Origin of the sequence: Blautia sp. BCRC 81119 (genome assembly GCF_003184505.1) — a bacterium.
Lineage (GTDB): Bacteria > Bacillota > Clostridia > Lachnospirales > Lachnospiraceae > Blautia_A > Blautia_A fusiformis.
The window spans coordinates 85,921-107,096 of the sequence record NZ_QJHD01000017.1 but is presented as its reverse complement, the minus strand read 5'-3'; the positions used below and the strand labels follow the sequence as shown (position 1 = coordinate 107,096).

Here is a 21,176-nt window from a genome sequence, read left to right as displayed (position 1 = left end):
CGAGAGACACCTTCTTTCGTAAATGTTGCAAATGTTTGTTTTGGCACTTTCATTATACAACACATGGAATCGAGGTGTCTTTCTTTTATGCAAAATCACGAACTTGCTCATTTATAGTTATATAAAAAAAACGCTGCCGGAAATTATATCTCACATTTCTGACAACGTTTTATCGCTTTTCACTTTTTCCCAGCAAACTTATCTGATCCGGTTTAATTTTCCGGTTTCTTTTGCTTTTTTCAGCAATTCCCGGTTTTTTTCATTCATGATACCAAAATCCTTCAGCGGACAGTACACTTTTTCACATTTTCCCATGAACTCCAGCGCTTCTTCAAAGGCTGACTCTGAAATGCATTCAAAAGGCTTCTCCGTGATCACTTTTGCAGCCAGTTCTTTTGCCACCTGATAATCTGCATCATTGGTATGGAGAACTCCGGTCACAAAAGGAATCCCCTGTCGCTGCAGCTTCCGATATACCGGAATCCCACTTCCATTTCCTCCGATCACAAACACCTCCGGTTTTCCGGCCGGAGGTTCCATTTCCACGCAGCCGAATTCTGCATTATAGCTTCCACGGGTGATGCCATAAAGCTTCCGAATATAATCGGAAGTAAAGATTTCCTCCGGTGCACCATATTTCTCAATGTGATCTCCATGAACACAGATCACCTGGTCAGAAATCTTCTGGGCAAGATCCAGCTCATGAAGGGACATGATCACCGTCATCTGTTTTTCCAATACCATCTTCTTCAAAATAGCAAGAAGCTCCAGCTTATGCCGGATATCCAGGAAGGAGGTCGGTTCATCCAGGATAATGATCTCCGGTTCCTGGCAGATGGCGCGTGCCAGAAGGATACGCTGTCTCTGTCCGTCACTGATAGCTGTAAAATCCCGGTTCTTCAGATCCCAGGCGTGAACCATCTCCATGGCACTTTTAACTTTTTCCTTGTCCTCTGCGGAAAGGATCCCGAGAGTTCCGGTATAGGGATATCGTCCGGTGGATACCACATCCTCACAGGTCATAAGCTCCGGTCGCATGCGCTCGGTAAGTACTACAGCCAGTTTTTTTGACACTTCCCTGTTGGTCATCCGGCTCATCTGTTCCTGTTCCAGATATACCGTTCCGCTGATCAGGGAAAGCTGTCTTGTGATACTCTTCAAAATAGTAGATTTTCCGGCACCGTTGGGACCGATCAGTGTCAGGATCTCTCCTTTATTCAGCTGAATATTGATCTCTTTGATCAGCGGTTTTCCATCATAGCCTACGGTCAGCTGATCTGTATAAAAAAAATATGATTTCATCGTTTATATCCTCTGCTGTCTGCGAATCATGATATAGATAACTACCGGTGCTCCGAAAACTGCTGTCACAGAACTGATGCTCAGCTCCGTCGGTGCAAATACAGTTCTTGCGATCAGGTCACAGAACAGGCAGAACACTGCACCGCCCAGAAAACAGGCCGGGATCACAAGCAGGGGTTTTGCAGTCTTCAGGAGACTTTTTGCAATATGAGGCACAGCGATCCCCACGAAGGAGATCGGCCCTGCAAAAGCGGTCACACAGGCAGAAAGAATACTGGAAAGCAAGATCAGAAGTATCCGGAAAGCCTTGATATTAACTCCCATATTCTGCGCGTAAGTCTCCCCCAGCTGATAGGCGCTGATCGGTTTTGACATAAAAAATACGATCACCATAGTAAGAAGTACCACAGCAGCCATAGTCTGCACATTCCCCCAGGTCATACCGGAAAAGCTACCCAGTGACCAATTATGAAGATTGACTATATTGGAATCATCTGCAAAGGTCACCACAAAGTCTGTGATGGCCGAACAGATATAGCCGATCATAACACCACTGATGACCAGCATGGACATGTTGTGGACTTTTTTTGCCACAAGGAGCACAAAGCCCATGGAGATCATTGAGCCTGCAAAAGCAGCCAGGATCATGGCGCCAGAACCGATGGACACCGATCTGCTTAAAAAAAAGATCATCAGAAGCGCCACGATCAGCTTGGCACCGGAAGAGATTCCCAGTACAAAGGGTCCCGCGATAGGATTGTTAAAAAAGGTCTGCAGCAAAAATCCGGAAACAGAAAGTGCTCCGCCAAGGATGATCACTGCCAGTATCCTGGGAAGACGGATCTCCCAGACGATATTATAAGAAGTTTCATCTCCCTGATGCCGGAATATGATATTCAGGATCTCCCTCACAGAGAGGTGGATACTTCCGGAATTTACATTCCATATAAATAAAAAGATTAAAAGTACCGCAAGGATCACAAAAGAGATCCCGTATCGGACTGCGCGTTTTCTGTCATTCATTTTTCTGGTACACTCCTCTTCTGTTTTGTTATCCTGTCCTTTCGTTTCCTGCTCACAGGTGGAAACCGGCAAAGGAGTTAAAGCGAACACTGGAATTTATTTCAGTTTATGCATATAGGTCAGCTCATCCAGAGAATCATCGTCTGTAGTCAGCATGGTGTGGATATCCTCGATCATGGTTCCAAGTCCGGTAGTTTCCTGGAAGAGATTTTTGCCTGTGCACCAGACATTTCCGTTCTTCACTGCCTTGAAATCTGCAAGAAGCTTACTTTTGGAAAGAAGCTCATCAATGGTCTTAAGTTCCCCGTCAATCGTACTGTTATAGATGATATAGTCTGCATCCTTCGCCTTGGCATAAAACTCTTCCATCTGCATATTCATGGTGGAAAGAGCATTGTCATTTACTCCCGTATCCTCCGGAACATAATTTCCCCCTGCAAGAGAGATCATTTCTGAAACATAGTCGCCGCTTTTTCTTATATTTACCGCACCTACGGAGTTGATATAAAAGAACGCTACGGTCTTGTCTGTTTTATCTGCTGTGAGAACCTTATCCAGCTTGTCCGTCTGCTCTTTGAAAACCTTTTCTGCTACATCTTCTTTTCCCAGAAGAACTGCGTAAAGCTTCATCCACTCGGTCCTTCCAAGAGGATGACTCTCATAGCTGGAACGCTCTACCATTACAGGGATCCCGAACTGCTCCAGTTTCTCCTGTACCTCCGGATTGTGATGGATCATGGTGGATTCAATGGCAAGGTCACAGCCCTCGTTCAGGATCAGCTCGTAATCCGGAGCATTGTACTTGCCGGCATAGATCATCTTTTTCTGTTCCATGGCGTCCTTTGCTTCCTGGATATACCATCCGTCTTCCTTGGTTCCGGAAAGCTTGATGCTGTCAATCCCGTCGATAGCGCGGAAAAGATCCATGGCCGAGGTTGCTACCAGATAGATATTGTTTATGGGCTGCTGCAGAACCGCAATGTCAGGATTCAGCCCCTCCGGTGCTTTCTTGCCTTCGGGAACTACAAGAAACTGTCCTTCCTGATCAATAGTGAGCAGCGCATAGCCATCGTTGTAGTAATCCACATTAAATTCCTTTGCGTAGGAAAGATCCATACTGTGGTCAAAGGTAAGGCCTGGAATATCCGCAGGCTTATGTTCTGTCTCTGCTGCCTGCACTGCAAAAGCACACCCCAGGATCAGGGTCAGCGTCAGAAATATGTATGAAATTATTTTTTTCATTTTTCTTCCTTTTTCATGCTCGAAGAATCAAAATTCAGGGTATACTCAATCTCGTGAGGAGTACTCATGGCTACAGTATCTGCAGTCACTTCCATTTCTGCGTCAAAGACTGTGACCGGGATCTCAAATGTGGAGTTTCCGTCTTTGTTCACCGGCTCATATTTTTCGCCGTCCACGATCATGTAATCATAATTCGGACTGCTCCAGATGATGGTTGCCGTAGCTTCTTTGTCCTTGATCTCTACTTTAGCTGGAGATTCTACAGATGCTCTTCCTGTTCCGCCTGTAAGGGTTACATCCGTCTCATAGGTTCCGTCCTCCAGCTTCAGCTCTTCCGGTTTTTTCCCTTCGGATTTTTTGTCGTCAGAGGTTTTTACAGGATTCTTTACGCTGACTTTATGGTCGTACCATTTGCCTTTTTCTCCCAGGATCGCCACGTTAAATTCCTCACCAATGGCCGGTACCGGGATATCAAATCCGTAAACCTCCTCTGTATAACCATCGCTGTACTTCACTGTATCTGTGGTCGGCTCAATGATCTCTGCTCCGTCCTTCTGGGCATCCTCGGCAGTTCCCGCAAACAGGTTAACGATCTTCTTGGAAACCAGACTTACGTGGATGGTCATTTTACCATCTTTGACCGTGAGCTCTCCTTTATTGTCATTGGCCTCATTTACATGAAACATGCTGCTGTCTGTATCAAACTCTGCTGTATAAACGCCATCTTCCAGGGTATCTGCTTTGGCTGCATCTGTATCCTTGTCTTCGGAAGCTTCTGCTTCCTCACCGGACTCTGTTTTTGTTTCATCTGTTTTTGCCATCGCAGGCACAGAGCCCAGCACCAGGACTGATGCACTTGCCATTGCAAGAATTAAGTTTACATAGCGTTTTTTCATGATAATCTTCTCCCTTCCATAGATACAGCAATCTGCCCGGAAAACAGTCTTCCTGATCTTTCCGGGCAGTTACATTGATTTCTTATAGGTATCTGAACTCACTCAGATATTTTTATATTTATTATTCTGCGGACTCCTCAGCAGAATCAGCCTCTGTATCTGCTGCTGCATCAGAATCTGCGGACTCCTCAGTGCTTCCCAGAGAATCGATGGCTGCCTTTGTATGCTCTACATAAAGCTTCTCAACTGCTTCGATTCTTCCAAGACCCTCGATCTGGCAGTCAACCTTATCGAAGTTTCCGGATGCTACAAACTGGCTCTTCCAGGAATCCTCCTCATCACCGGCCATATCGTTATTTGCATGGTCTCCGGCAACAACCATCAGCGGACGAAGAACAACGTTCTTGTATCCTGCTTCTTTTACCTTCTCGATAACCTTGTCGCAGGCTGTATCTTCCGGCTTACCCTCTACAGTACCGATGAATGCGTTCTTCAATCCAAGGTTTTCCATCTGTGTCTGCATCTGATCGTATGTAACGTTAGCTGTATGAGATGTTCCATGTCCCATGAATACGAATGCTGTGCCAGCCTCAGCTGCTGCATCCATGCTGTCAAATCCGGCCTCTTTGCAAGCCGTATCTGTGATCGCCTGAGCAACGGCTTTCTTGTCATCATTGATCACAGTTGCATCGTCTCCAACCTCACCGAGCATTGGCTCTGCGATAGCTACAGACTCGAATTTATCTTTATAGCCATTGATCGCTTCTGTCATCTCATCGTACTCAGCACCATGCATCAGATGGGTAGGCTGTACAACCAGATTCTTAACACCATTCTCTACTGCACGGTCAAGAGCCTGCTGCATGTTATCGATCACTTCATCATCTCTTGCCTCTACATGGTTGATGATGATCTGTGCTGTAAATGCTCTTCTTACAGACCAGTCCGGATAAGCTTCTGCAAGAGCATCCTCGATTCCCTTGACATCCTCTGCACGGCTGTCATTGAAGGAAGTACCAAAGCTTACAACAAGAAGTTCATTCTCACCGATCTCATCCTGGTTACGCGGATCGTCCTTGGAAGCATCTCCTGTGTCACGTCCGAAATAATCCGGATCTGCATTCTCACCCTCTACCAGTTCTTTCTGAGCATCTGTCAGAGCATCCCATGCTTCTTTGGCTGCCTTGCAGTCCTCATCTGTTGTGTCGTTTCTTTCCTGTACATAGATCTTGTCGATCAGAGCTGCTACATTATCTGCTGCTTCCTGATCTGCATCAGAAGCCTCTGTGGTATCAGCTGCCTCAGCGTTCTCTTCTGTAGCAGAATCCTCTGCTGCCATTGCTGTTGTAGCTGCACCCATAGAGCATGTCATGGAAACTGCGAGCATCAGAGCTAACATTGTTTTTCTTTTCATTTCTCATTGTCCTCTTTTCATGTATTTCCAGAATACTGATATGTACAAAAAAGCAGCAGCTCTCTGCGGCCGCCTGCTCACACATGATTCTCTGCGCAATACAAATACATAAAAAGAAGTTCTGTATTGTTATGGAGAATACCGATTCGTAAACCGCGAATCCCTGAATCTCACAATAAGGCAGTTCTCCTGACTTGGTTCCACGCTGCTTTCCCTTCCCGGTCTCCCAGTGGTTATAAAAGCAGCTCCCCTTTCACAGTGACGGTATCGTTCCGGATTCTCACCGGATTCTCTTTTGCACATCCGACTGGATGCAACCTTATCATTATAACATTTGCACATATTTTCTTTTACCTGGTTATCTAACTTTTACCACAAACTCATAAATTTGTCAAGATTGATGTCAGACGATTCACGGTTTTCTGTGATCTTCGCTCACAAAAAACACCTCGCGAAATATTACCAGTGAACAGTAACCGGTTTTCTCCCTGTATCTGTCAGTTATTATCAGAATGCTTTCTCCAATATTCATGCATATCCTGCATAAAAAACAGCCCCTTTCTGTCATCACCCTGATATCAGAAAAGGACTGTCTTACATCAGATATTCGCAATCCGCTTCGCTACTTGCTCATAACAGATAAACTGCTTTGCAGTTTATCTAGTCAAGCGGATATTCGCAATCCGCTTTGCTACTTGCTCATAACAGATAAACTGCTCTGCAGTTTATCTGTTAAAATACTCCTGCTCCAGGTATCTGGCTACGTAGATTCCGCTGGCAGATGCATGGGACAGAGAATGGGTCACGCCGCTGCAGTCTCCGATAACAAAGAGACCCTTGTGGCAGGTTTCCAGATTTTCGTCGATCTCGACCTCCATGTTGTAGAATTTAACCTCAACGCCATAAAGCAAAGTATCATCATCTGCGGTTCCCGGTGCGATCTTATCCAGAGCATAGATCATCTCAATGATGCCATCCAGGATACGTTTCGGCATAACAAGACTTAAATCTCCCGGTGTCGCAGAAAGTGTAGGTGTTACGAAACTTTCCTCAATACGGGCTTTTGTGCTTCGTCTTCCGCGGATCAGATCTCCAAACCGCTGTACCATAACACCACCGCCAAGCATATTGGAAAGTCTTGCAATGCTCTCACCGTATCCGTTGCTGTCATGGAACGGCTCTGAGAAATGCTTGGATACCAGAAGGGCAAAGTTTGTATTGTTGGTATGCTTTGCCGGATCTTCGTAGCTGTGACCGTTTACTGTGATGATACCGTTGGTATTTTCATTCACGACAACACCTCGCGGGTTCATGCAGAAGGTACGGACCATATCCTCAAACTTCTCAGTTCTGTAAACGATCTTGCTCTCATAAAGCTCATCTGTCAGACGGCTGAAAACCTCTGCCGGAAGCTCCACACGGACTCCGATGTCCACACGGTTGGAAAGAGTCGGGATCTTAAGCTCTGTACATACCGTCTCCATCCATTTACTTCCGCTTCGTCCTGCGGAGATGATACAGTAAGTTCCCTCGTAACGCTCATCTCCTACAAAAACTGCATAACCGTCTTCAGTTTTTTCTACTTTGTCAACAGATGCGTCAAAATAGAAGTCCACATGGTCTTTCATTTTTTCATAGAGGTTCTGAAGCACCACATAGTTGATATCTGTTCCCAGATGGCGGACTGATGCATCCAAAAGATGCAGGCCGTTCTGAAGGCAGAGCTTACGGATCTCGCTGTTTGTGGTAGAATAAAGTTTGGTTCCCTCACCGCCATGCATCAGGTTCAGTTTATCTACATATTCCATCAGCTCTGTGGCTGTATCCTTGCCGATATGCTGGTACAGAGTTCCGCCAAACTGATTGGTGATATTATATTTTCCGTCGGAGAAAGCGCCTGCACCGCCAAATCCCTTCATGATCGCACAGGTTTTGCAGTGGATACAGGATTTTACTTTCTTTCCGTCGATGGGACATTTTCTTTTTTCCAGAGGATGACCAGCTTCAAAAACCGCGATCTTTTTCTCCGGATCATTATTCATCAGTTCATAGGCCGCAAAGATTCCACCGGGACCTGCTCCTACGATCAGTACATCATATTTCATAAATAAAAACTCCTTATCTTGTATTGCACATTTTCAGTACTTTGTTTTTGCATAAACCCTGTCTATTCTACAACAAGTGTGTTCAAAAGTCACCTGTTTTTTCGGAACCTTCCGATCTTAAGCTTTTTTCCATCTGTTTCCACGGTAATAGCACCGTTTTTCATGGTGTATTCCACCTGACTTCCGGCCGCTTTAAGCCGCTCTACGGTTTCCGGTGACGGATGTCCGTAGGTGTTAGTGAGCGAACAGGAAATGATCGCCACTTCCGGCTTTATTTTCTCAAGAAATGCTTCTGTGGTAGAATAACGGGAACCGTGATGTCCCACCTTCAGACAGTCAACATCCTCAAGCCCCCCGGCTGCCAGAAGCTTTTTCTCCGTATCTGCACCGATATCTCCGGTAAAAAGCATCTGAAAATCTCCAAAAGACAACTCCATCACCATAGCTTCCTCATTCACATCTTTTCCTGTGGCATTTTTCTCCGGCCACAGAACAGAAAAAGATACTTTGCCGCAAGGCAGCTCATCCCCTTTTCCGGCTGTCATGACCTTAACTCCGGCTGTTTTTGCTGCCTCTGCAAGCTCCCTCCACGCATCTGGTCTTTCCGCCCAGGCAGGCAGGATCAGATATCCGACCCGGATGGTTGTAAGACCTTTTCCCATATATTCCAGAAGCTCCTTCACACCGTTGATGTGATCCTGATCTGTATGGGAAATAAAAATCCCATCCAGCCAGGAAATCCCCTGACTTTTCAATGCCGGCAAAAGGCAGTATCTTCCAAGCTCCGACTGGCTGCTGCTTCCTCCGTCGATCAAAAAATGGTGATCCTCCGGGGTCTCCACAAGAATACCGTCACCTTGTCCTACATCCAGGCAGATCACCTTCAGACTTCCTGCTGGATGAAATCCCAGTATCAGGATTCCGACTGCCAGAAAAATACCGGCTGTTATCCGGATAGCATATAGCTTCCAACAACCTGCTTCCGCCCGCTCCTCTGATAACTCCATTTCCTCACTGACTGCTTTTTTCTTCCGGAGCTGTTCTTTTATATACTGTCCCATAAACAGGACTATGATCAAAAAGCCATAATATACCACAATCTGCCATATTTCCGGCTCCCCTCCGATCCAGGTACTCCATCCTGATCTTCCTGCCAGACTGCAGAGATATTCATAAAAAAGCAGCAGTACCCTTGCCGGCAGGATTACCAGTTTTGCCGCAGGAATACTGAGAATTCCCAGCAGCAGCGCCGCCATTCCTCCAGTCAGCACTACCCCCACACTTGGAAGCACCAACAGATTCAGGATAAATCCGGCAATAGAGACTTCTCCGAAAAACTTCAGCATCACCGGCAGAGTCACAAGCTGAAGAGCTATAGGACTTACCAGTGCCTTTGTCCATTTTTTCTCCGCTCCTGCAAGGGCACAGATCTTTTCCGCAGCGAACCCCATTCCCAGAACACAGCCAAAGGACAGAAGAAATCCGCTGTCCAAGAGATAGGCCGGAGATTCCACAAGGAGCATCATGGCAGTTACGGAAAGAGCACTCATCATATCATAGATCCGTCCGGTGATCCTGGCTCCCATGGCGATCAAAAACATAGTTACTGCACGCATGGTGGAAACACTCCCTCCGGTCATGATCCCATACTGCAGCATCACTCCCAGAGAAAAAATCCCGGCAGGCCAGATTCCCAGTCCCATCTTCTTTAGAAGGTTGTAAAGCCCCATTCCAAGAATACTGATATGAAGTCCGCTGATGGCAAGGATATGTATGATCCCGGCCAGCTGATAGCTCATCTGTGTTTCCGGATCCAGTTCCTGTTTGTCTCCAAGCGTCATGGCACAAAAAACAGGTGCATCTTTTCCTGCTGCTTCCTTCAGGATCTGTCTGCAGCTTTCTTTTATCTCCAAAAGGAGCTGCCTGTAGCCGGAATACACTGCTGTTTTCTTTTGGAGCACAGCGTTCTTCATAAAATAATAAATATGACGACAGGCATAAAAGTGTTGGCTGTCAAAGCCCCCCGGATTCGCAGGACCTTCCACTCTTTTCAGCGTTCCCTTGACCAGGATCCGCATTCCCGGTTTCAGATCTTCTTCTTTTTTGAGAAATATTCTTACATTTTCAATTGGAAATTTTTTTGACTGATGGATAAGATATGTTTTTTTCAGATAAACAGACTGGGAAAATTCTGTGTTTTCATACTGTTCCACCTCCCCGCAGATCATGGAACCAGGGTGCGCTTCGATCTGCTCCTGCACATTTAACGGAAGGGGATTCCCCCTGATCAGAGGAATCCCCATAAGCTCCAGTGCGCCAAGACTCAGCACCATAAGAAAACACAAAAGACACATCGGCCTTTTCGCCATAAATGTTCTCCCGTTTTCTGATATTTTGAAATGTTTTATTTTTTCTATTCTTTTTTAGCCTTTGTGTGTGCCAGCAAGCTGTCGTTCCATTCATAGAACTTATAAAGCTGCATATTCTGGCCAAAGGTCACTTCCTTGTTTCCTTCGATGGAAATCTCAACTTTGTCCACATCCGTTGCCGCGATCAGCGTATTTACCACCGAATACACGGCAATCTGTTCCGAAACATCCAGCGCATAATCCTGAAATACGGAATTATAATCCACATAGCAGATTCCGTTTGCTCTCGTCAGGGAAAGTACCTCTGAATTCTCCGGTATTGTAGGATAATGTCCTTTTTCCAGCGGACCTCTTGCAAGCTGCTCCAAAACCACCGTAGCCTTCGGAAGATTTCGTCTGTAGCGGACACTTCTCTGTTCCGCTACCAGTTTATCTCCGTTTTTATTTGTGAAATACAAAGTAAAGGTGTCATAGCTGTACACATCCCCATCGGACCCGGAAAACTCCACAAAGGTGTCGTTGTTCATGGCTCCCACTTCTTCACCCCTGGTATCTGTCAGCGGCTTTTTACCCACATAGATTTCCACAGAATCTACTCCTGGAACCTGTAAAAAGATCTTCACTATACCTGCCCGCACCAGAAGTTCCCTGGTACGTGACATTTTATCATAGGCCTCATTGAATTCTACGTTCAGGACTCCATCCTGTATGGAATAAGAAGAAATCTTTACCCCATCCGGAAAAAGTGAGATTCCGTCTTCCCGGGTCTCACGGTTATTCAGACTCTCGGAAAAATTGCGCAGCATCACTTCTGTTGTTTCCTTCTCCGGAGTATATTTTTCTTCTTTCAGTCTCGTTTCATCGCTGTTGATATAATAAAATCTATACTGCTGTTCTTCGTTTTTATTTCTTCCTGACAAACCTATGAAAGCAACCAGACCAAAAAGGATGCAGGCAGCGGCCACACAGATGATCAAAATCGTTTTTTTCATGCTGTACCTCCTAGGACGGGATATAGGACAGCGGGATCTTCACGGTAAATGTGGTTCCCTCGCCCTCTTTGCTGGATACCTTGATGATCCCATGATGCATGGCTATAGAACTTCTTGTAATAGCAAGTCCAAGACCGGTTCCGCCGATTTCTCTGGAATGAGATTTATCCACACGATAAAAACGCTCAAAGATCCGTTCAATGGAATCTTCCGGTATTCCCAGGCCGGAATCTGCAACCGTCACATAGAAATCCTTATGATCCGCATCCAGTGTTACGCGGACCCATCCCTCATCTACATTGTATTTGATACCATTTTCGACCAGGTTACTGATGGCAAGGGTAAATTTCACCTCATCCACATCTGCGGTTACCGGTCGGAACGAATCCAGGATCAGGTCAATCCTTCTCTGATCTGCAATAGGACGGAGACGCTTCAGGATATTCTCCAACAGCTCATTGATATTCATATTACTGATATTCATATCTGCTGCTTTTTTGTCCATTTTTACCAGGGAGAGCAGATCGGTGATGATCTTGTTCTCTCTGTCAATCTCTTCTGTGATATCAGAAAGAAATTCCTGATACAGTTCCTCCGGAACCCCCTGCTGTCCTACCAGCGAATCCGCCAGAACCTTCATTGAAGTCATAGGTGTCTTCAGCTCATGAGACACATTGGATACAAACTCCTGTCTGGATTCATCCAACGTCTTCATTCTGGAAAGCATCTTGTTAAATGCATCTGTGATCAAAGCTGTCTCTGTATAATCCGGTACCGAGATCTCCTCATTCTGATATCCGTCTGTAAGGTCCTCGATTGCTTTCGTTACCCTGGCAAATGGCTTCACCAGGATCGTGGAAAGAATATAACCCAGAAAAATGGCCAGCACTACAATGATACCGATGATCAGAATCCCTTTCTGCTCCAGTTCATGGATGGTTGCTGTCACCTCACTGGAAGATGCCATGATCATCATGGCACCCTGCACCTGTTTTACATCCGGACTTTTTACCGGAACTGCCAGGATCAGCTTCTGGCTGTCAGAATCATATTGGTAGGCATCTTCTCCTTTAAAACAGTTCAATACTTTCTGGGAAACCAGAGTCCTGCCCTCATCCACGCCATAGGTATCCTTGATGATCCTGAAATCCCTGTCTACAATGAGAATCCTGCCACCATAGCTGTTGGACAGTAATTCCAGCTTGCTGTTCACCGTCTGAGAGCTGGTGTTATTCAGATAATTCTCCTTGATCAGCAGGTCGCACATGATGTCACAGATGTTCTCCATGCTCTGCACACGGTTGGCAATGGCACGATCTTCATAGTTGGCAATGACCATTTCCGTTACGATGACACTCGGTACGATTCCCAGTATGATCAGGATGATCAGAATACGAAAGCGGAGACTTTTGAAAAATTTGCCGTTCTTTTTGAACTTCACAGGTTATGCCTGGAAATAGTAGCCCACACCCCATTTGGTGTGTACATATTTCGGCTCACTGGGATTGGCCTCGATCTTTTCTCTCAGGCGGCGGATATGTACATCTACGGTACGGACATCTCCCGGATATTCATAGCCCCATACGATATTCAGAAGATTTTCTCTGCTGTATACCTTGTTCGGATTGAATACCAGCAGTTCCAGCACATCAAATTCCTTGGCTGTGAGGTTGATCTCTTTTCCGGAGATAAATACGCGGCGTCCTTCGCAGTCCAGCTTCAGTTCTCCGACTTCCACAGTCTTGGCCTTCTCCTGCTTGTCCTGTTTGCTGCCTGCACGGCGGATGATCGCCTTGATGCGGGCTTTGACTTCCAGGATATTGAAAGGCTTGGTGACATAATCATCAGCTCCGTATTCCAGACCCAGGATCTTATCCATATCTTCTCCTTTTGCTGTAAGCATGATGATCGGAACATTGGAAAATTCACGGATCTGCTGGCATACCTCAAGACCGTCCATTTTGGGAAGCATCAGGTCAAGAAGGATGATATCGTACTCTCCTGCTTTTGCTTTTTCCAATGCTTCCTCTCCGTCATAGGCACAGTCCACTTCCATTCCGTCCTGTTCCAGACTGAAGCGAAGTCCCTTGACAATCAGTTTCTCATCATCTACTACCAATACTTTCCTGCTCATTTAGCGCTCCTTACTTTATTGCTATTTTATCCTTTATCTTCTCATAGGTTCCTTCTTTGATGCCTGGTACATTCATGATATCCTCTGCTGAAGTAAAGGGACCGTTCTCTTCCCTGTAAGCGATGATCGCCAGGGCCTTGGACTCCCCTACACCTGTGAGAGTAGTAAGCTGGGATACATCAGCGGTGTTCAGATCGATCTTCTGCTCTGTGGAAGATGCAGTCTCGGCTTCACCGGAATTCTCTCCGGCGGATTTCTGTCCGCTCGCCGTTTCGGTACTGTTTTCTGCTGTGACTTCCGATCCATCCTGGGTAGCTGCGATCCGCTGGCTGTCCACCTCCGCCTGGGTAGGCACATAAACCTGCTGTCCATCGGAAAGTCCCTTAGCACGGTTGAGATAGCTTGCCGCAGCTTCCGGAAGATATCCTCCGGCCTGCTCGATAGCCTGAAAAACACGGCTGCCATATGGAAGCTCATAGACTCCCGGGCTGGTCACTGCTCCACATATATCTACATAAATGGTCTGAGGGGTGTCTGAGATCTCCGGCAGCTGTTTTTCAACCTCCGGAGCAGGTTCCTCCGCAGACTCATTCTGTTTCTTCTGTGATATATCTGCCGCAGCCCCTGCGGATGCCTTCCCGGATACTTCACTTTCCGTATCCTTCGGTTCTTCCTGCTCTGCATCCATTCCGGATGCTTCCGTACTTTCTTCCTGCACCAGTTCTTTCTCCAGAAATTCTGTTCCGTCATCCTTACAGCCTGTCAGCCCTGCCAGGATCTGTAACAAAAATATGGAAAAAACAAACCGAACACTTCTGATATGTGATCTTATTTTCATAGGTAGGCGGTCCACTCCTTTCCGCCGATGTGGCGGCAGGTGCCCCGTTACTCATGCAAAACCATACCTTATTTTAACGAAGTATTACAAATATTACAATACTTTTATTTCTATTTCCATTTGAAAATAACCACACCTGCAATACAGATCAGCATTCCCAACAGCTTTCTCCACTGAAAATCTGCTCTTTCCACACCGAAAATCCCCAGCAATTCTATAAGATAAGCCACCGCAAGCTGAGAAATGACAATAAGCATAACCGCCCGCGCAGGCCCCAGACTTCCCATACTCCGGATCACTGTGATAGTGATAAATGCACCGATCACTCCTCCGAGTAAATTATATTTATCCTCTACCTGCCACAGCATGCCGATACTTTCTCTGCCTGTAAAAAACCATGCTGCCACACAGACCAGAAATGCAGAAAACTGTACCCAGCCGGTTGAAACCCACAGACTGGTCTGTTTTGTTACATTTGTGTTAAATACCCCTTGAATACTCATCAGTACACCTGAGATCAGTGCTGACAAAAATCCCCACATAAAAATCCCTCCATATATACTCCATTTCCGGTATTACTGCTGGAAAAAGGCGCTGCATATTTCTGCAACGCCTTTACGGTTTCTTATAATTTAGTTTATGTGATTTTCCTGCAATTATACACACTGCTGCCCTGTTTTCTCATCCGCATAATATTTATATACATGATCACGAAACGCTCTTTATTCCGAAAAATACTTTCTGAGATATATCCTTCCGGAAAACGCAATATGCGGCATCTCATAAAAAATGGCTGTTTTCGGACAGATTGGACGATAGAGTGGGTCTGCCACAATGATCCTGGCTGTTTTCAGCTTTTCTTCCATGGCTTTCTCGCCACAGATGGCTTCATCTCCCTTGCGCAAAAGTCCCTCTGTGATCTCCAGCGGACAGAGTAGCTGAACCTTTTTTCCGTATTTCTGCTCTATGACTGCTGCCAAGGAGCCCATGGTAACCGGTTCTCCGATGATGGTAATGTCCGGTACGGAAAAAAATACCTCATCTTTGTCGGGCATTTCCCTGCTTTCTCCTGAAGGGTCAGATACTGCTGACAGACTGTTCCTTCCCTGAAAATAGATTACCTGCTCCGGAGTTACTTTCCACAGTTCCTCCTGTTTCCCTAAGATCTGCCCTCCGCTTTCCTCTTCGGAGTCATCCTTTTTATTTACCCACTCTCCACAGGATCTATCCGCGATCCGCTCAAGTGCATCTGAAATCTGTCCCTCATAGCCTTCCACAGGAGTCCCCACGAGAAATGGCGTACCGAATTTTTCTTTCAGCACATTGGCCGCCGGGATCCCCACAGAGGATACCACAAGGTTTACCGCTGCTTCGCCGGCACGGGACAAAGCTTCCAGCGTATCCCCCATAGCCCAGGTGGAAAGTATCTCCCAGCCATAGTTTTTCAGACGTTTTTTCATGGCATCTACTGCAGACTGCGGGCCAAGATCAAGGGGTGTTGCTCCAAGAAGATTTAATTTTCTGCTTCTCTTCTCTGTAGATCTTTCCGCAGATCCCGTCGGTACTTCTGAACACCTTCCTGTTTTCTCTGCTGCTCCTGTGAAATGTCCTGCGATTTCCGCCAGTGCCAGCCCTGCTCCGTATACATAGTCGTGCATGCCGCTAGTCGGAACCGAAAATACCGGAATTTCGGTCCTTGCTGTAAGTGCACGGGCCAGTCCCTGAAAATCTGTTCCGTTCATAAAGGGGATCGGTGAACTTGCAAGTGCAATAAATTTCGGTTTCAGCTCCTTTGCTGCCTCTTCGATATCTTGAAGAAATTTCTCATCATTTCCCATAATGGCATCGATATCCGTAAGACCTGAGATAAAGATCAGACTGTCCTGGTCGTACCACCGGATCTCATCATGGGTATTATAGGTAGAATTACAGCCGGAGGGATCATGCATCACTGTCATTCCTCCAAGCTCATACAATGCGGAGCAGACGCCGGACACATCTGCCGTGTAGATCGGTATGATCCGATATGCCTGTCTCATATGCAGCTTTCGCACCCCCATCCCTTTCGAACGATCAGATCCTCCGGAGCTTTTTCCTCATTAAATGCCTCCAGCATCAGCTGTGCAGTACGTCTGATCCCGTCAAAGCCCCAGAGCCCGCCGCCCTGTACCATATTGACAAAATTCCGGCTTCCAGTAAACCAGGCTGCTTTTTGTCCGACGGCAAGGAGTTTTCCGGAATGCTGCCGTGGCCGCACTCTCATCTCCGGGCGAACAGTCGAAATCAGCCTGAGTTCCGGATAATTCTCCTTCAGCCAGAAAAATACTTCTTTTTCTTCCGGGCTGATACTGTCCAGAAAAACGGACTGTACCTGAAATCCATGGGTAAGGAGAAGCTTTGCAAGTCCCAGAGGTCTTGGATGAAAAAGATAATCCACAGCTATGGGAGTGTCACCGATGATCTGGTGTGCATGGGAAAGAGCCTCCTCGCATTTTCGGATCTCCGTTTTGATATCCAGGCCATTTTTACCGCAGCTGTGCTGATCCAGCAGCTCCAGCAAATACTTTTCCTGCGTCTCTATCTCCTCATAGTCAAAGCTTCCGGGCAGGTATAAAAACGGCCTTCCAAGTCTCTCCGCCTGCTGCTGTACTCCGAATTTTCCTGCCGGATAACAGTTAAGAATCAGGCTTCCCTCTCCCAGGCTCTGATAATCCTCCCAGGTCTTACAGGCCGGTGCTTCCCGGAGACGGATTCCGTTCTTTTTCAGGATCCGGCAGATATCTGCACTCTCATCCAGAACAAAATCACTGCCCAGGACTGTGACACATTCCGGATCAGCTTTCCTCTCCGGTACTGCATCATACATGGCACGGCGCAGCTTCTGATCCGGAGTCGGACCTGTTTTCTGCATGACAGGATCCATAAAGCATCGCATAAAAAAGATCTCCGGAAATCTTTCTTCCAGTTCGCCGTAGATGCGGTCCAGATCACTTCCCAGAAAATGATGAAGACACACGGTAAAAAGCAAGACTGCCTTTGGCTTCTCATCCAGCCGGTTCAGAATGTCCGTCACTCCTTCAATGGTCACATCCTCCAGATTTCCGCCCAGAAGATCCTTTTCCTCCACGATCACAAAGGAAAAACGGTCTGCCGCATTCATCTCTGCGGCAGTCAGCACAACGCCACGCATGCAGTTATCCGCACAGACGTAGATCTGCCTTGCTTCCGGAACCAGCATTCCCGTATGTACGATATTCCAGTTTCCATGGACCGGTGAATTAAATTCCAGCCCCGGCTGAAAGGGAACCGGAAAAGAGGCTTCCTTTATAAATATTTCTGTTTTTCCCGAAAGCTCTCTGTTACCAACTCTTTTTAACATGAGCCTTCCTCCCTGCATGCATTCAGAATCTGCTCGGCCAGTGTCCGGTACTCCTCTGCCATCTCACAATCCGGATAAGCTTCCAGAAGAGTTTTTCCTCGATTCTCTGCTTCCAGAACCAGTTCACTTCTGGAAAGCGTTCCCACTACCCGCGTATGAAAATCCTCTGCCAGCTCCCGGACTTTTTCTTCCTCTCCCGGCACGTTCCGCCGGTTCAGGATCACGCCGCCAAGAGATGCATATCCTCTGTTTCTAAAATTATCCACTGCCATGGCAATATTTGCCCCTGCATGGATGGCCATGTTTTCTCCGGAGGTGATGATAAATACCTTATCTGCATACCCATTTCGCATGGGCATGGAAAATCCACCGCAGACAACATCTCCCAGTACGTCATAAAAAACAATGTCCGGTTTATAGGTCTCATAGGCTCCGTTTTCCTTAAGCTTCTCGAGAGCAGTAATGATACCTCTTCCCGCACATCCAAGCCCCGGTGCAGGACCGCCGGCTTCCACACAGACTACACCCCCATATCCGATCTGCACCATATCCGTAAGCTTCAGCTCCTGGCGTTTTTTGTTATACAGCTCCAGCACAGTGGGAACCTTTTTTCCATGCCTGAGAAGGATCGTGGAATCTGCCTTGGGATCACAGCCGATCTGCATCACTTTCATTCCTTTTTCCGCAAGGGCTACCGCCACATTGGAAACCGTAGTAGATTTTCCGATGCCGCCCTTTCCGTATACCGCAACTTTTATCATTTTCTGTCCTCCGCTTTTGTGATCACATTGGAATATGCCGTTTTGGCGGAAACTCCACTGAGGTGGCCGATCTTTCCGGATAAGGAGCTGATCACATCCTGTGGTGCGTCAATGGCAATACTGATGATATTGATGCCTTTTTCCCGGTAAGGGATCCCCATTCTCCCGATAATATATTTTCCCGCTTCGTGAAGGAAACGGTTGATATCATCGATCACGTCATTGTTTTCCACAATGATCGAAATCAATGCCACTCTTGTCTCCATAAGATCTGACTCCTTTCCGATATTATCAGCAGATCCTCGGCAGAAGCTCTCCTCCCGGCTGCGGAAGAAGTGCCTGCGTTCCGATCTCCGTAGTCATGACAACCTTTCCTGGCTGGTCTTCCGTAACTTCACCGATAATGGCTGCGTCCCTGGAATAAGGACATTTACGCAATGCTTCCACGATCCTTCCTGCTTCTTCCTTTGGTGCCATGATCACCATTCGTCCCTCACAGGCCAGATAAAGCGGCTCCAGGCCAAGCATGCCGCAGACACCCTTTACCTCCGGAGCTACCGGAACAGCTGCTGCATCCAGGCGGATCCCTACGTTACTCTGTCCTGCGATCTCGTAAAGAACCGTTCCGACACCACCTCTTGTGGCATCACGGATCACATGAATGTTATGGGTGGCATCCAGTACATCTTTTACAGCTCCCCACAGCGGTGCGCAGTCACTTGTCACATCTGCGTCAATGCCGAAATCCTCTCTTGCCAGAAGAATGGTGCATCCATGTCTTCCCACATCACCGGTTACAATAATGGCATCTCCCGGTTTTGCCAGCTCACCGCCTACCTGAACGCCCTCCTGGATCTCACCCATTCCGGTTGTTGTGATAAACACACCGTCAACCTGACCTTTTCCTGCCACCTTAGTATCTCCGGAAACAATACGCACTCCGGCTTCTTTTGCTGTTTTTTCCATGGCTGCGGCGATCTCCTCCAGCTTCTCCATGGGAAAACCCTCCTCAATGACAAAAGCGCAGGTAAGATACATCGGTTTTGCTCCCATACAGGCAAGGTCATTAACGGTTCCGCAGATGGAAAGCTTGCCGATATTTCCCCCCGGAAAAAATGCCGGAGAAACAATAAATCCATCGGTGGATACTGCCATTTTTCCTGCAGGCGGAACCAGCACAGCCGCATCATCGGCTGTGAGATCCGGGTTTGCAAAATGCGTTTTGAATACTTCATCGATCAGTTCTGAGGTCTGACGGCCTCCGGCACCGTGTGCCATGGTCACTGTTTTATTTTCCATAATATTATCTTCTTTCTATGCTGGGTCAAAGGAATTTCATATCGGTTTCATCCTGTCAGATCTTCCGGATACGATCCTTCGTTTGTACTATATGTAATGTATCATATTTCGCAGTCCATTAAAGCGGACATCAGTTTCCGTACATAAAATATGCGGAACATGCACCTTCATTGGATACCATACAGGCACCTACCGGATGCTGCGGGGTACAGACCTTTCCGAATACCTTACAATCTGATGGTTTGCATTTCCCCTGAAGCACATCCCCACAGCGACAGGCCGGATTTGGTCTGCCCTGGATCGGCGGCACTGCATATTTTTTTCTGGCATCAAAGGCTTCCCACTCCTTCCGGAGCACCAGGCCGGACCCCGGGATCACACCCAGACCGCGCCATTCGGAATCACAGGGCTCCATCAGTTCTTCGATTAGCTTCTGTGCCTCCGGGCTTCCCTCACTTTTTACCACACGGGGATAGCAATTCACAAAGAACGGTTTTCCTTCCTGAAAACGTACCAGTGCAACAGCCAGTGCCGTAAGCAGCTCCTTCGCTGTAAAGCCTGCCACCACACCACTGATGCCTTCCTCTGCCAGCTGCTCGCAGAGCGCAGTTCCTGTGATCGCATTGACATGTCCAGGATAAAGGAACACATCCGCACTGCCCTTTAATGCCTGATAAGCCTGGGGCATGGTCTTGTTTGCCACAAGGAGCGAATAATTGGAAAGTCCGTCCTCTCCGGCCTTTTTCACGGAAAGACAGCCGGCAGGCGTGGTGGTCTCAAAGCCAACGGAAAGAAATACCACCTGCTCTTTTGGATGCTCTTTCGCATATTTTTCCGCATCTGCCGGTGAATAGACGATCCGTATCCTGGCGCCTTCTGCCCTGGCATCTGCAAGGCTTTTCTTTGTTCCCGGTACGCGGACAAGATCACCGAATGTGCAGATCGTCACCTGTTTTTTCAGAGCAAGATAAACGGCCTCGTCAATAAACCCTACCGGTGTTACACAGACCGGACATCCCGGTCCTGAGATCAGCTCCACCTGCGGCGGCAGAAGCTTGCGGATCCCCAGACGGAAGATCTCGTGGGTATGTGTTCCGCAGACCTCCATGATCCGCACCGGCGGCCCCTGATATCCTTCTATGATCTCTCTTGCTGTTTTTTTCCTCTCTTCCATCACAGCAGTTCCTCCATTAGCTGGTCTGTCTCTTCCTCGTCATCATCGGTGATCTTTGCAATGGCAACACCTGCATGCACCATCACATAATCCCCCGGCTCCAGGTCTCCCAGGAGCTGGGCGGAAACCTCTCTCTTTGCGCCGCCTGCATCCACCACTGCTGTTCCGTCACTGATCTTTACTACTTTTGCTGATAATCCTACACACATATCTGTGCCTCCCATCCTGCATTTCTGCTGTATGCTCCA

19 protein-coding genes and 1 riboswitch are annotated in these 21,176 nt (G+C 47.2%); all 19 genes read right to left on the bottom strand.

Translation table 11 applies throughout. The features are described from left to right. Positions 1-198: 198 nt before the first annotated feature. The 19 genes from DMI82_RS11395 to DMI82_RS11305 all read right to left on the bottom strand — a co-directional run bounded on the left by DMI82_RS11395 (position 199) and on the right by DMI82_RS11305 (position 21,137). Complete coding sequence (locus DMI82_RS11395) at positions 199-1,302, bottom strand: ABC transporter ATP-binding protein (RefSeq protein ID WP_110103337.1); 1,104 nt, start codon at positions 1,300-1,302, stop codon at positions 199-201. A gap of 3 nt (positions 1,303-1,305) precedes the next feature. Beyond that, the gene (locus tag DMI82_RS11390) at positions 1,306-2,325 is read right to left on the bottom strand and encodes a FecCD family ABC transporter permease (protein ID WP_110103344.1); all 1,020 of its coding nucleotides are present in this window, start codon (positions 2,323-2,325) and stop codon (positions 1,306-1,308) included. A 96-nt stretch (positions 2,326-2,421) separates the two neighbouring features. Next, complete coding sequence (locus DMI82_RS11385) at positions 2,422-3,567, bottom strand: ABC transporter substrate-binding protein (protein ID WP_110103336.1); 1,146 nt, start codon at positions 3,565-3,567, stop codon at positions 2,422-2,424. Beyond that, entirely contained in the window at positions 3,564-4,463 is a 900-nt protein-coding gene (locus DMI82_RS11380) for a hypothetical protein (RefSeq protein ID WP_110103335.1), read from the bottom strand. The genes DMI82_RS11385 and DMI82_RS11380 overlap by 4 nt, the downstream gene beginning before the upstream one ends. Before the next feature lie 121 nt (positions 4,464-4,584). Beyond that, entirely contained in the window at positions 4,585-5,877 is a 1,293-nt protein-coding gene (locus DMI82_RS11375) for a sirohydrochlorin cobaltochelatase (protein WP_015525974.1), read from the bottom strand. Between the two features lie 162 nt (positions 5,878-6,039). After that, a riboswitch (cobalamin riboswitch) is annotated at positions 6,040-6,214 on the bottom strand. Between the two features lie 388 nt (positions 6,215-6,602). Then, on the bottom strand, positions 6,603-7,982 hold the full coding sequence (locus tag DMI82_RS11370; protein WP_110103334.1) for an NAD(P)/FAD-dependent oxidoreductase: 1,380 nt from the start codon (positions 7,980-7,982) through the stop codon (positions 6,603-6,605). A gap of 89 nt (positions 7,983-8,071) precedes the next feature. Beyond that, positions 8,072-10,351: a DNA internalization-related competence protein ComEC/Rec2 gene (locus DMI82_RS11365; RefSeq protein ID WP_242981831.1), complete on the bottom strand. Its 2,280-nt coding sequence runs from the start codon at positions 10,349-10,351 to the stop codon at positions 8,072-8,074. A gap of 44 nt (positions 10,352-10,395) precedes the next feature. Continuing rightward, positions 10,396-11,343, bottom strand: coding sequence for a GerMN domain-containing protein (locus DMI82_RS11360; protein WP_021651566.1), 948 nt, complete (start codon positions 11,341-11,343; stop codon positions 10,396-10,398). 10 nt (positions 11,344-11,353) lie between these two features. Continuing rightward, positions 11,354-12,784, bottom strand: a complete 1,431-nt coding sequence (locus tag DMI82_RS11355) for a sensor histidine kinase (protein WP_110103333.1) — start codon at positions 12,782-12,784, stop codon at positions 11,354-11,356. Positions 12,785-12,787: 3 nt separating this feature from the next. After that, positions 12,788-13,477: a response regulator transcription factor gene (locus tag DMI82_RS11350; protein ID WP_015525979.1), complete on the bottom strand. Its 690-nt coding sequence runs from the start codon at positions 13,475-13,477 to the stop codon at positions 12,788-12,790. Between the two features lie 10 nt (positions 13,478-13,487). Continuing rightward, entirely contained in the window at positions 13,488-14,315 is an 828-nt protein-coding gene (locus tag DMI82_RS11345) for a ComEA family DNA-binding protein (RefSeq protein WP_110103332.1), read from the bottom strand. 110 nt (positions 14,316-14,425) lie between these two features. Continuing rightward, a complete protein-coding gene (locus DMI82_RS11340) occupies positions 14,426-14,857 on the bottom strand; it encodes a DMT family transporter (RefSeq protein ID WP_110103331.1) in 432 nt (143 codons plus the stop codon). Positions 14,858-15,037: 180 nt separating this feature from the next. Continuing rightward, positions 15,038-16,354: a nitrogenase component 1 gene (locus DMI82_RS11335; protein WP_110103330.1), complete on the bottom strand. Its 1,317-nt coding sequence runs from the start codon at positions 16,352-16,354 to the stop codon at positions 15,038-15,040. Next, positions 16,351-17,694, bottom strand: a complete 1,344-nt coding sequence (locus tag DMI82_RS11330) for a nitrogenase component 1 (RefSeq protein ID WP_110103329.1) — start codon at positions 17,692-17,694, stop codon at positions 16,351-16,353. The genes DMI82_RS11335 and DMI82_RS11330 overlap by 4 nt, the downstream gene beginning before the upstream one ends. After that, the gene (locus DMI82_RS11325) at positions 17,688-18,455 is read right to left on the bottom strand and encodes a nitrogenase iron protein NifH (protein WP_110103328.1); all 768 of its coding nucleotides are present in this window, start codon (positions 18,453-18,455) and stop codon (positions 17,688-17,690) included. Before DMI82_RS11325 ends, DMI82_RS11330 begins: the two co-directional genes overlap by 7 nt. Then, a complete protein-coding gene (locus DMI82_RS11320) occupies positions 18,452-18,721 on the bottom strand; it encodes a TM1266 family iron-only hydrogenase system putative regulator (protein WP_021651574.1) in 270 nt (89 codons plus the stop codon). The genes DMI82_RS11325 and DMI82_RS11320 overlap by 4 nt, the downstream gene beginning before the upstream one ends. A gap of 25 nt (positions 18,722-18,746) precedes the next feature. Next, the gene (gene hypE, locus DMI82_RS11315) at positions 18,747-19,754 is read right to left on the bottom strand and encodes a hydrogenase expression/formation protein HypE (protein ID WP_110103327.1); all 1,008 of its coding nucleotides are present in this window, start codon (positions 19,752-19,754) and stop codon (positions 18,747-18,749) included. A 130-nt stretch (positions 19,755-19,884) separates the two neighbouring features. Next, entirely contained in the window at positions 19,885-20,928 is a 1,044-nt protein-coding gene (gene hypD / locus DMI82_RS11310; RefSeq protein WP_110103326.1) for a hydrogenase formation protein HypD, read from the bottom strand. Beyond that, positions 20,928-21,137, bottom strand: a complete 210-nt coding sequence (locus tag DMI82_RS11305; RefSeq protein WP_022426401.1) for a HypC/HybG/HupF family hydrogenase formation chaperone — start codon at positions 21,135-21,137, stop codon at positions 20,928-20,930. Before DMI82_RS11305 ends, hypD begins: the two co-directional genes overlap by 1 nt. Between the last annotated feature and the right edge of the window lie 39 nt (positions 21,138-21,176).